The sequence below is a fragment of the Vibrio sp. 1562 genome, assembly GCF_033340155.1.
Classification (GTDB): domain Bacteria; phylum Pseudomonadota; class Gammaproteobacteria; order Enterobacterales; family Vibrionaceae; genus Vibrio; species Vibrio alginolyticus.
This window is the reverse complement of record NZ_JAWOVY010000011.1, coordinates 105,079-117,225: the sequence shown is the minus strand read 5'-3', so window position 1 is coordinate 117,225 and position 12,147 is coordinate 105,079. Positions and strand designations below refer to the sequence as shown.

The following is a 12,147-nucleotide window of genomic DNA, read 5'->3' as shown; positions in this document are numbered from 1 at the left end:
TTAGCTCGTTGGTAATAAATTCTGTTTAAAATCATTCAGTAAGTCTTGAACAAACTGAATGCGTTTACGTCGGTCCACCAATGGTACGCTAAACTTGAACTTAGTTGGACCTTCCATTGCAAATTTTTGCGGCTGTGATTGCAGCAGTTTAACTAAATACGCTGGATTTATGTCAGCATCAGGGTAAAACTCGATAAATCCACCTTTATCATGGGCTTCTATCTTTTTCGCTTTTAAACTACCAGCCGAGATTTTCAATTCTGAGACGGCAAGTAAGTTCTTTGTTGCGTCTGGAAGCAGACCAAAGCGATCAATCAGTTCCACTTTTAGCTCTGATAGTTCATCACTGCTTGTGACACTCGCAATGCGTTTGTACATCGACAGTCGTGTGTTTACATCTGGAATGTAATCATCTGGTAAGAGCGCTGGGATTCGCATTTCCACTTCAGTTTGCTCACGAAGCAGCTCATCCAAAGATGGCTCCTTGCCTTCTTTTAATGCTTGCACTGCTTGTTCCAGCATTTCCATATAAAGTGTAAAACCAACGGATTGAATTTGCCCACTTTGCTCATCACCAAGCAGCTCACCAGCACCACGGATTTCTAAATCGTGGGTTGCTAACGTAAAGCCAGCACCTAAGTCTTCCAGTGAAGCAATCGCATCAAGACGCTTGATGGCATCTTTGGTCATGGCTTTTGGATGTGGCGTTAATAAGTAAGCATAGGCCTGATGGTGCGAACGTCCAACACGGCCACGCAATTGATGCAACTGCGCCAAGCCAAGATTGTCCGCACGATCCATGATTATGGTATTTGCCGTTGGTACGTCGATACCGGTTTCGATGATGGTTGTACACACCAACACATTAAAGCGCTGATGGTAGAAGTCATTCATGATTTGCTCAAGTTCGCGCTCGCGCATTTGACCATGAGCCACGGTAATGCGTGCCTCTGGGATGAGCTTCTGTAAGTCTTCTGCCGTTTTTTCAATGGTTTCAACCTGATTGTGCAGGAAGTAAACCTGACCACCACGCATAATTTCACGCAGTACCGCTTCACGGACCACTGGCTCTTCTTTTTGTCGAACAAAGGTTTTAATGGCTAAACGGCGTGCAGGAGGTGTCGCGATGATCGACAGGTCTCGCATGCCACTCATTGCCATATTCAGTGTGCGTGGAATTGGTGTTGCGGTGAGGGTAAGAATGTCCACATCCGCACGCATTGCTTTGACCTTTTCTTTTTGACGAACCCCGAAGCGGTGTTCCTCATCAACGATCAACAAACCTAAATCTTTGAATTTAATGTCGCTCGAAAGCAGCTTATGCGTACCAACGACAATATCTACTTTACCATCGGCAACGTCTTGCAGAATGACTTTTTGTTCTTTGGCAGATTTAAAACGAGACAGTACTTCAACTCGGATTGGTAAGTTGGCAAAACGGTCACGGAAGTTTTCGAAATGCTGCTGAGCAAGCAAGGTTGTTGGTACGAGTACAGCGACCTGTTTACTGTTATCCGTTGCGACAAATGCTGCGCGCATAGCGACTTCCGTTTTACCAAAGCCCACGTCACCACACACTAGGCGATCCATCGCTTTTGCTTGGCACATGTCTGACAAGACGGCATTGATGGCCATCGCTTGGTCATCTGTTTCTTCAAACGGGAATGTTGCTTTAAATGTTGCGTATTGCCCACGATCTAGCTCAAATTTAAAGCCAGGTTTTAATTCTCGTTTAGCATACACATCCAGCAATTCTGCCGCGACATCACGCACTTTTTCTGCCGCTTTACGACGTGCTTTTGCCCACGCTTCACCACCTAATTTATGCAGTGGCGCACTCTCTTCAGCGCCGCCAGAATAACGGCTGATAAGATTCAGTGATGAAACTGGCACGTAGAGCTTGGCATCGTTTTGATACTCAAGGGTGACGTATTCCGTTTTCATGCCACCGGCTTCAAGTGTTTGTAAACCGATGTAGCGGCCAATACCGTGATCAATATGAACCACAGGTTGACCGGGTTTTAGTTCCGCAAGATGGCGAATAACGGTGTCACTGTTGACGGCTTTTTTATCTTTGCGGCGTCGCTGGATAACACGGTCACCGAGTAGATCACTTTCACAGATCAGAGCGAAGTTCAGCTCTTCGTGAATGAAACCATGCTCTGCTGCGCCTAAGATCAAGCTGAATCGATCACCCGAGTCTAGAGCTTGGTAAAGTGAGCCATGTACGACTGGCCGAACTTTGATGCCTTGCAACAGCTCCGTTAGTGCTTCACGACGACCTTCTGACTCTACCGAGAAAACGATTTTGCCGCTGAATTGCTCACTAAACTGACGAAGGCGCGAGAGCGGCTCTTTATTTTGTTGTTGAACGCCAAGCTCGGCTAACGATTGTACTGGTAGGTTTTGACGACCGGCACGCTTAACCACTTTATCTAGGCTCAATTGAGCGATAGGGAGCTGTTTTAGTTGACTGAAAAGTTCGTCTTTTTTCAACCAAAGCTGTTCAGGAGTCAAAAGAGGACGCAACGGATCAACTTTTTTCTGGTCGTATCGATATTCGACATCGGTTAAGAAAGTATCGACCGCAGATTCGATATCACCATATGTGATGACTTGAGAGTCTTCTGGCAAATATTCAAATAAAGTCTCGGTATGGTCAAAAAACAGCGGCTGCCAATACTCAATACCAGCGGGCCACGTGCCTTTGGTCACTTGCATGTAGATTGATTCAGGCTCGCGGCGTGCGTCGAACTGGGTGCGCCAACGTGTACGGAAATCTTCAATCGCTTCTTTAGTGGTTGGGAACTCATGTGCAGGCAGCAATTGGATTTGCTGAATATCGTCGATAGAGCGTTGGTTCTCTGGATCAAACGTGCGAATGGTATCTATTTCATCATCAAAGAAGTCGATGCGGTACGGGTCATTGCTGCCCATAGGAAAGAGATCCAGAATAGACCCACGACTTGCATATTCACCTGGTCCAAATACTTGATCTACATGGCGGTAGCCAGAATTTTCAAGTTGTACACGTAACTTCTCTAGCGAGAGCCGATCACCAGTTTTCACCATTAAAGTGTGTTGCAACAGAAAATCACGTGGCGATTGGCGTTGCAATACTGTACTGACCGGGACGATGGTTATGCCATCACGTTGACTTGGCAGTTGGTATAGGCGTGCGATACGTTCAGAGATGATTTCTTGATGCGGAGAAAAGTTATCGTAAGGCAGCGTTTCCCAGTCGGGGAACAGGCTTACCGTTTGGTCGGTGAATTGCTCAATCTCTGCCTGAAGCTTTAAAGCGATTTGCGGGTCAGGCACAACGAGTAGCGAGTGACTCGAATGCTGCTTGGCTAGCTCTGCAATGGCTAGAGGTAGAGCTGCGCCCGGCAAATTACCTAGCTGTTTTTTGTCGCCACGCTCTGAAGGGTTGGTGACGGAAAGAATCGTTGCTTTTGTCATAGGAATTATTTTTTATCTCGCTCCATCGAGCGCTGACGTAAAAGTTTTTGTTGTTGATACAGTGCCGCCTTTATCAGTAAATCTTGATCAGATTCTCGGAGCATCTTGTATCTAAGCGTGATAATGAAATCTTGCTCTGAAGCATCACATTCTTCTACTTGAGCGTAACAGTAAATCGCCGCAGCAGGGTGATCGAGGAACAGTTTAACACGAACGAGTTGTTGAGTAGTTAACGCTGTATCTGAGCGGAAACTGAGTTGACTAGCACCAAACTGCGTCGTTTGATATCGAATGGAGGCGTCATCTTGTTGTGAAAGCATAAAGCTCAACAAGAGGTTAAGTTTCGCGTTTTGCGTATCAAGCAAGTTGATCACATGCTTTAACTCTTTGTTTTTCAGCTCTAGACGCGCGTTGTCTGCCAACATATCTAAGTGACTAAATTCACTGGCGACAATAAATGGTGCTGGAATTTCGGAGGCAAATGTTTCTTCATCTGGCAAAGCAAAGTCCGCACTCAACGTTTCGACGTTGATGGTGAGGTTATGATGGACGGTAAAGTATTCTTGCTCTGTCATATAGTCGATCCTTTTGCCAGTGAGCGCTCCCTGTTCACTCAACAAACAAAGAGAAATAGGGCACTGATTATCGCTAACTGAATGAAGTTATCAAGTTTAGCTGATTTGTCCTTGAACTTTTTGCCCTAAATACAGACTTATTGCATGTCGTTGACAAATTTAGCGATTCTCTTGTCTTCTTAATGAGAAGAGTAAGGTAAGATAATCCGCTAAAGCTTTATATCAAAACAACCAGTTGGTTTGTCTTATATGTATCATCCTATCTCATTGTTTATTGGCTTAAGGTATCTTCGGGGACGCTCTGGAGATAGGTTCAGCCGATTTGTTTCTTATATGTCGACGGCGGGTATTACGATCGGTGTAATGGCGTTGGTGACGGTTCTTTCTGTGATGAACGGGTTTGAATCGCAGTTAAAAGAACGCATTTTAGGTGTGCTACCTCATGCCGTTGTTTCGCAACACGATGGAAAAACGCCTATGACCGAGTCTGCCCCTCCATTTGTTCAAGCGATGTCGAGTGAATCTCAGCCGGAGCCTATCGTTAGAGGAGAGGCTGTTATTCAGAGTTCTGCACAGCTGACGGCTGGTTACCTCATCGGTATTGAACCTAAGAAAGGCGATCCGATTAGCAACCATTTGATTGCCGGACGATTATCGTCACTTCAAGCAGGTGACTACAATGTATTTTTGGGTCACAGTTTGGCGCGTTCACTAAAGGTCTCAATCGGGGATAAAGTGCGCTTGATGGTGACCAACGCAACGCAGTTTACCCCACTTGGCCGTATTCCTAGCCAGCGAAACTTTACTGTCTCAGGCATTTTCAATACGGGATCGGACGTTGATGGTCAATTAATGATTGTGAACATGACGGATGCATCTAAGCTGATGCGTTTCCCTAAAGACACGGTTTCTGGTTGGCGTGTCTTTTTCTCTGACCCATTTATGGTGACGGATTTTGCTGACCAACCCATGCCTGATGGATGGGAATGGAGTGATTGGCGCGAACAGCGTGGTGAGCTTTTCCAAGCGGTGAAAATGGAAAAGAACATGATGGGACTTATGCTAGGTCTAATTGTGGGTGTCGCTGCATTCAATATTATCTCCGCTTTAATCATGGTGGTAATGGAGAAGCAATCAGAAGTCGCAATATTGAAAACTCAAGGCATGACTCAATCTCAAGTGATGACCATTTTCATGGTGCAAGGTGCAAGCAGTGGTGTAATTGGCGCGATTGTTGGTGGCGCTGCGGGCGTGATCTTGTCACTTAATCTAAATGCGATTCTTGAATCTGCTGGTGTGGCGCTATTCAGCTTTGGTGGTCATCTACCCATCTTGATTGATTCACTGCAAATTCTTTTAGTGGTGGTATTGGCGATTGCTCTTAGCCTTGCTGCTACGCTTTATCCTTCTTATCGAGCATCTTCTGTTAAACCTGCTGAGGCACTTCGCTATGAATAAGCTATTAGAATGTCGTGATATTCGTAAAGTCTACCGAGAGGGTTCGTTAGATACGGAAGTGTTGAAAGGCGTAAGTTTCGATATCGACAAAGGGGAGTTGGTTTCTATTGTTGGCTCTTCTGGTTCGGGAAAAAGTACCTTATTGCATATTTTAGGTGCGTTAGATGACGCAACTCATGGTGAAGTTGATTTTCTAGGGCAAAACCTATCAGCTTTGAGCTCGAACAAACAGGCGGCATTACGCAACAAGCACCTTGGTTTTGTATACCAGTTTCATCACTTGTTGGCTGACTTTACTGCGCTTGAAAATGTGGCGATGCCACTGATGATTGGCGGTGCTAAAGTAGCGGATGCAAAACAGGCGGCTAAAGCGCTGTTAGATAAAGTTGGTTTGAGTCATCGGATGCAACATAGACCCTCCGAGTTATCGGGCGGTGAGCGTCAGCGTGTTGCGATTGCGCGTGCATTGGTGAATAAACCTGATCTGGTCTTGGCTGATGAACCTACGGGGAACTTAGATCACAATACGGCACTGTCTATCTATGATTTGATGCGCGAGCTCAATAAAGAGTCAAACATTGCATTTTTGGTTGTCACGCATGACAAAGAGCTGGCAGCAAAAATGGATCGTCAAATGCACATGCAAGATGGTTTGCTCGTAGATCGTTTTGTGACTGATACAGCACCTGCGGAGGGCTAGTTTTGTTTACCTCTTTAGCTTTGATGATTGGTGGTCGCTTCAGTCGAGCGAAAAAGCGCAACAAGATGGTGTCTTTCATATCGCTTTCTTCGACCATTGGTATTGCGGTTGGCGTTGCTGTGATCATTATCGGTTTGTCTGCAATGAATGGCTTTGAGCGCGAGCTGCAATCGCGTGTGTTGTCTGTGATCCCACACGGCGAGTTAGAAGGTGTTAATGGACCACTTCATGACTACACCAAAACGATGAATCAAGCTCTAAAACATGAACATGTTGTTGCGGCAGCACCGTACGTTCGTTTTACGGGCTTGGCAGAAAAAGGCAGTAAGCTAAAAGCGATAGAAGTTCGTGGTGTAGAGCCTACTTTCGAGCAAGCGGTGTCGAGCTTATCGAATTTTATTGACCAAGAAGCTTGGCAAAACTTTTATGCCGGTCAGCAGCAAGTGATCTTAGGCCGAGGTGTAGCAAACGAGCTAAATGTCGCCGTGGGGGATTACGTTACGTTGATGATTCCGCAAACAGGCGGCGCAAATAAAGTGCAGGCTCCTAAGCGTGTGCGCGTGAAGGTGTCAGGGTTCTTAACGTTGAATGGCCAAATCGACCACTCTCTAGCGTTAGTACCATTAGCGGATGCTCAGCAATACGCGAGGTTAGGGGAAGGGGTCACTGGCATCTCACTAAAAACGGACGATGTTCTCAATGCGCCTTCTATTGTTCGCGAGGTTGGTAGCATGGTTGATGTTTACGTGTATTTGAAAAGCTGGCAGCAAAAGTTTGGTTTTTTGTATCGCGATATTCAGCTCGTGCGCACCATTATGTACTTGGTGATGGTACTGGTGATTGGCGTGGCATGTTTTAATATTGTGTCTACGTTGATGATGGCAGTGAAAGACCGAGCGGCGGAAATTGCAATTTTGCGAACAATGGGAGCAAAAGATAGCCTAATCAAACGGATCTTTGTTTGGCAAGGTGTATTCTCTGGTGTATTTGGTAGTCTCGTCGGCAGTGTTATCGGTGTCTTAGTAGCGTTAAACCTGACTCCGTTAATTAAAGGGCTAGAGAGCTTAATCGGTCATCAGTTTTTATCGGGTGATATTTACTTTGTTGACTTCTTACCATCACAACTACACTGGCCAGATGTCGCATTGGTGTCAGTGACGGCGATAGTGCTTAGTTTACTTGCGACGTGGTATCCTGCTTCTCGTGCCGCAAGGTTGAATCCGGCGGCTGTACTGAGTTCTAAATAGCTGATTATTTTACAATATGCGAAAAACAAAAAGGACCGAATTCGGTCCTTTTTTGTATTTATCCGACTTGAGTAACATCGCGTTTCATTCTAACTGTTAGATGCCCCTCAACTGATAGCTCAAATGCTGATTTTTACGCAGTAAGGTCTTATCTTATTTTGCGTTTTTGCCAGCTCCGTACCACCGAGTAGCGCCAAAGCCCTCGAATTCCGAAGTAGCCAATAATCGCGGATACAACCCCACAAATTGCGCAGCCCAATAGAAATGGAGGTCCAATGGTGCTCATTTGCTGCATGATGAATTCCCACGATAGTTCAAAGTGAAAAGGTTGCGGGGGAAGACGCATCACTAGAGCACCTAGCTTGTACGCAAAGTAAAATAGCACAGGCATAGTGATAGGATTGCTGATCCATACCAAAGCGACGGAGAGGGGCAGATTGACACCCAACATAATGGCCAAACCAGCGGCCATGATCATTTGGCTCGGCAGCGGAACAAAAGCCATAAATAACCCGACAGCAAAAGCCCCTGATGCCGAGCGGCGGTTTAAGCACCACAAGTTTGGGTTGTACAACACATTGCCGAAGACCTTCAATGCTTTTTGGCGTTTGATCAATTCATGATCTGGCATGAAGCGTTTTATCAGCTTTCTAGGCATAGGACAGCATGACTCTCTCAGAAAAAAGTTGGACCTTGGCGTTATTTGTAGCGAGCGTAATCTCGTCAGCTTGGTGGCCGATAATACCAGATTGGCGTTGGTTGCTGCTGGGAATAATAACCACTGGCTCAATAATCAAATTACGTCGTGGCTTAATTAGCATAGGCGCAATTGCGGGCTTTATGGTTGTCATCGTCCACGGCAATGTATTGGAGTCTCAGAGACAAGCCCTTTTTCAAGCAGGGGAGAATATTACCATAATTGGTAAAGTTGACAGCCCTTTTACGCAAATAAGTCACGGTTATGAAGGTATTGTCGCTATAGAAGCGGTAAATTCTCAAACTCTGTTACCTTTTCTTAAACCTAAAATCCGTCTTATTACGCCTTTTCCACTCGATGTTAACAGTGAGTTTACGACATCCATCTCGTTAAAGCCGATTACAGGTCTACGCAACGAAGCTGGCTTTGATGCTGAAAAGCACGCGATGGGTAAAAATATTATCGCCCGAGCGGTTGTTAACAAAGATGCTAAGTGGATTGTTCGTTCTAATGTATCTCTGCGTCAATCCATTATTGCCGATGTCGCTGATGATGTGTCTTCCCTTCATCATTTCTCGTTAATAAGTGCGTTAGTTTTTGCTGACCGTTCTTGGTTGTCTAAGGAAGATTGGCAAGCGCTCAGGGACAGTGGTTTACTGCATTTGGTCTCCATTTCTGGTTTACATATTGGTATGGCGTTTACTTTTGGGCTAGTCGTGGGCGGTACCGTTCGTTATCTATTACCCCAATACCAGTTGTTACCTAGCTTATATGGGCTGATCTTCGCTGTTGCCTACGCTTGGTTAGCGGATTTCTCTCTGCCTACTACGCGAGCAGTGTCGGTATGCGTTGTTTACGTTCTCCTGAAGTATACTCTGGTGCACTGGACTTCTTGGCGAGTTCTTTTGCTTGCAGTATCTCTACAACTGCTTGTCCAACCTTTTGCATCCTACAGTATGAGCTTTTGGTTATCGTACCTCTCCGTTTGTGCGGTATTGTTCGCAATTAATTTGATTCGACATCAAAGGGGAGGTTGGAAAGCGCGATTAAAAGCGTTATTGCTTACTCAATTGATGTTGAGCGCTTTAATCGTACCTGTTAGTGGCCATTTCTTCTCCGGTTTTAGTTTGTCCTCAATAGCCTACAACTTGGTATTTATTCCTTGGTTCGGATTTATCGTTGTACCTTTGATGTTTCTAGCCCTGTTCTCATCTTTGTTTCTTGAAATGATAGCGAAGCCTCTGTGGCATTTGGTGGACTGGTCATTACAGCCATTGAGCACGTCAATACAGTACGCAGTAGGTTCTTGGCAACCCATTAGCATGGAAATGACAATGCTGGTTATGGTGATAGTGGTTTGCTTAATATTTCAACGGTTCATGTCTCAGTACGCGTGGTATTTGTTACTCGGCATCGTTATTAGTATCAAGTTTGCAGCGGAGTATGAACCGCATTGGCGTATCGATGTATTAGATGTAGGTCATGGCCTTGCAGTGGTTGTAGAAAAAGACGACAAGGTGTTGCTGTATGACACTGGTAAAGCATGGCAAAGTGGCAGTATCGCAGAGCAGGTCGTCACTCCGGTTTTGCATCAACGAGGTTATGAAAGCATAGATACACTGATTCTAAGCCATTCCGATAATGATCACGCAGGCGGCCGCTTTTTCATTGAAGATGCCTTTTCTCCACAGCGTAAACTTAGTAGTCAATTCTTTATCGGATATGAACCTTGCACTAGAGGCGACCAATGGAAATGGCAAGGATTAAAGATGGAAGTGCTCTGGCCTCCTGCACTTGTTCAACGTGCGTATAATCCGCACTCCTGTGTATTACGACTTACTGACCCTATTTCTAACTTTAGTATGCTTTTTACTGGTGATATTGAGGCCATTAGCGAGTGGATTTTGCTTAGAGAACCCGGAAAGTTACAAAGCGATGTGATGCTAGTCCCTCACCACGGGAGTAAAAGTTCATCGAATCCTCGATTTATCGAGGCGGTGAGCCCGAGTGTGGCGGTTGCTTCTTTAGCAAAAAACAATCGATGGGGAATGCCAGCGGAAAATGTCGTTGCTTCATACCGAAAGCTTGGCATTACTTGGCTTGATACTGGTGAGGGTGGTCAGGTAAGCTTCTTTATTCACCGTGATAATTGGCGCTCAGAAACCAAACGTAGCGATACATTTGAGCCTTGGTATAGGCAGATGCTGCGTAAGGGAGTAGAATGAGAGTCTTAATGTAAGAAAATAAAGCACTTCTATGTCGATAAATACTGATGAAACGACTTGGCAGACGTTTAAGCGTCTATGGCAATTTATTCGCCTTTATAAGTCAGGTCTTGTCGTTGCAGTCATTGCATTAGTTATTAATGCCATATCAGATACCTATATGATTTCCCTGCTAAAACCACTACTCGATGAAGGTTTTGGGAACGCTGAATCTGATTTTTTACGCACGCTTCCATTGATTATTTTTGCCATGATGTTCATCCGTGGCATAAGTGGATTTGTCTCCACCTACTGTTTGAGCTGGGTATCTGGCAACGTAGTTATGCAAGTCCGTCGCATGGTGTTCAATCACTTTATGCATATGCCAGTGTCTTACTTTGATAAGGAAAAGACGGGCAATTTATTGTCGCGTATAACCTACGACTCAGAGCAAGTGTCAGCGGCAACTAGCCAAGCGTTGGTGAGCATTGTCCGTGAAGGCGCAAGTATCATTGGTCTGTTAGTTTTGATGTTTTACAACAGCTGGCAGTTGTCGCTAGTGCTGTTTGCTGTTGCTCCCGTTGTAGCATGGGGTATTGGTGTTGTTTCTAAACGTTTTAGAAAAATATCCAAAAATATGCAGACCATGATGGGTAACGTAACTGCATCAGCAGAGCAGATGCTGAAAGGCCATAAAGTTGTGTTGAGCTATGGCGGCCAAGACATCGAACGTAAACGATTTGAAAAAGTCAGCAACCAAATGCGTCAACAAAGCATGAAGTTGGTGACGGCTCAAGCGGCGGCTAACCCTATCATCCAAATGATTGCATCACTTGCAATTGTTGCCGTTCTTTATTTAGCAAGTATTGATTCGATTAAAGAGCAACTGACTCCAGGTACATTTACTGTTGTCTTCTCTGCAATGTTTGGTCTGATGCGCCCACTTAAAGCGCTGACTAACGTTACTTCTCAGTTCCAACGTGGTATGGCCGCGAGCCAAACGCTCTTCGCGTTAATTGACCTCGAGCCTGAGAAAAACGAAGGTAAGTTGACAGTTGAACGCGCAAATGGCGATGTTTCAGTTAAAAACGTAAGCTTTACTTACACTGGTGCAGAAAAACCAGCATTGGAAAATGTCAGCTTCGATATTCCAAGAGGAAAAACGGTGGCGCTAGTTGGCCGTTCTGGCTCAGGTAAAAGTACCATCGCGAACTTGTTCAACCGCTTCTATGATGTTGACAGTGGATCTATCACATTAGATGGGCATGATATTCGTGATTACGAGCTAAAGAATTTACGCCAGCAATTTGCACTAGTATCGCAAAATGTTCATTTGTTTAATGACACGATAGCAAACAATATTGCGTACGCAACGGATGGCCAATATGAGCGCAGTGATATCGAGAAAGCGGCAACACTCGCGCATGCGATGGAGTTCATCAGCAAAATGGATGATGGACTTGATACCATGATTGGTGAAAATGGTGCTAGCTTGTCTGGTGGTCAACGCCAACGTGTTGCGATTGCGCGAGCTCTATTGCGTGATGCTCCAGTGCTGATTCTTGATGAGGCAACTTCGGCTTTGGATACCGAATCCGAGCGAGCTATTCAAGCTGCACTTGATGAGCTGCAAAAAGATAAAACGGTACTTGTAATAGCGCACCGCTTATCCACAATCGAGAAAGCCGATGAAATTCTTGTGGTTGATGATGGTGCCATCATTGAACGTGGCAACCACGCTGAGCTTATTAAGAAAAATGGTGCGTATGCACAATTGCACCGTATTCAGTTTGGTGAATAAGCG

8 protein-coding genes are annotated in these 12,147 nt (G+C 45.2%); 5 read left to right on the top strand and 3 right to left on the bottom strand.

Annotation, left to right across the window (positions count from 1 at the left end):
* Positions 1 to 3,462, bottom strand: a complete 3,462-nt coding sequence (gene mfd / locus R7Z49_RS13610; RefSeq protein WP_258489991.1) for a transcription-repair coupling factor — start codon at positions 3,460 to 3,462, stop codon at positions 1 to 3.
* A 5-nt stretch (positions 3,463 to 3,467) separates the two neighbouring features.
* On the bottom strand, positions 3,468 to 4,037 hold the full coding sequence (locus R7Z49_RS13605; RefSeq protein WP_017634743.1) for a hypothetical protein: 570 nt from the start codon (positions 4,035 to 4,037) through the stop codon (positions 3,468 to 3,470).
* 249 nt (positions 4,038 to 4,286) lie between these two features.
* Here R7Z49_RS13605 and lolC point away from each other — a divergent pair, with 249 nt between their 5' ends.
* The 3 genes from lolC to lolE are packed head-to-tail and all read left to right on the top strand — an operon-like array spanning position 4,287 to position 7,442.
* Positions 4,287 to 5,495 (top strand): lipoprotein-releasing ABC transporter permease subunit LolC, encoded by a 1,209-nt coding sequence (gene lolC / locus R7Z49_RS13600; protein ID WP_031778997.1) that lies wholly within the window; start codon positions 4,287 to 4,289, stop codon positions 5,493 to 5,495.
* Positions 5,488 to 6,195 (top strand): lipoprotein-releasing ABC transporter ATP-binding protein LolD, encoded by a 708-nt coding sequence (gene lolD / locus R7Z49_RS13595; RefSeq protein WP_104975985.1) that lies wholly within the window; start codon positions 5,488 to 5,490, stop codon positions 6,193 to 6,195. The genes lolC and lolD overlap by 8 nt, the downstream gene beginning before the upstream one ends.
* 2 nt (positions 6,196 to 6,197) lie before the next feature.
* Positions 6,198 to 7,442: a lipoprotein-releasing ABC transporter permease subunit LolE gene (gene lolE, locus R7Z49_RS13590; protein WP_025766930.1), complete on the top strand. Its 1,245-nt coding sequence runs from the start codon at positions 6,198 to 6,200 to the stop codon at positions 7,440 to 7,442.
* A gap of 148 nt (positions 7,443 to 7,590) precedes the next feature.
* Here lolE and R7Z49_RS13585 read toward each other — a convergent pair whose 3' ends face one another.
* A complete protein-coding gene (locus R7Z49_RS13585) occupies positions 7,591 to 8,100 on the bottom strand; it encodes a DUF2062 domain-containing protein (protein ID WP_005387834.1) in 510 nt (169 codons plus the stop codon).
* An 8-nt stretch (positions 8,101 to 8,108) separates the two neighbouring features.
* Between R7Z49_RS13585 and R7Z49_RS13580 the strand changes: the two genes are divergently transcribed.
* Both R7Z49_RS13580 and msbA read left to right on the top strand, forming a co-directional pair.
* Complete coding sequence (locus R7Z49_RS13580; RefSeq protein ID WP_318111744.1) at positions 8,109 to 10,364, top strand: DNA internalization-related competence protein ComEC/Rec2; 2,256 nt, start codon at positions 8,109 to 8,111, stop codon at positions 10,362 to 10,364.
* A gap of 31 nt (positions 10,365 to 10,395) precedes the next feature.
* The gene (gene msbA, locus R7Z49_RS13575) at positions 10,396 to 12,144 is read left to right on the top strand and encodes a lipid A ABC transporter ATP-binding protein/permease MsbA (protein WP_186584398.1); all 1,749 of its coding nucleotides are present in this window, start codon (positions 10,396 to 10,398) and stop codon (positions 12,142 to 12,144) included.
* The last annotated feature ends 3 nt before the right edge of the window (positions 12,145 to 12,147 follow it).

Bases quoted from the DNA above. Each gene is read 5' to 3' on its own strand.
- mfd (WP_258489991.1), bottom strand. From the start codon at position 3,462: ATGACAAAAGCAACGATTCTTTCCGTCACCAACCCTTCAGAGCGTGGC.
- R7Z49_RS13605 (WP_017634743.1), bottom strand. From the start codon at position 4,037: ATGACAGAGCAAGAATACTTTACCGTCCATCATAACCTCACCATCAAC.
- lolC (WP_031778997.1), top strand. From the start codon at position 4,287: ATGTATCATCCTATCTCATTGTTTATTGGCTTAAGGTATCTTCGGGGA.
- lolD (WP_104975985.1), top strand. From the start codon at position 5,488: ATGAATAAGCTATTAGAATGTCGTGATATTCGTAAAGTCTACCGAGAG.
- R7Z49_RS13585 (WP_005387834.1), bottom strand. From the start codon at position 8,100: ATGCCTAGAAAGCTGATAAAACGCTTCATGCCAGATCATGAATTGATC.
- R7Z49_RS13580 (WP_318111744.1), top strand. From the start codon at position 8,109: ATGACTCTCTCAGAAAAAAGTTGGACCTTGGCGTTATTTGTAGCGAGC.
- msbA (WP_186584398.1), top strand. From the start codon at position 10,396: ATGTCGATAAATACTGATGAAACGACTTGGCAGACGTTTAAGCGTCTA.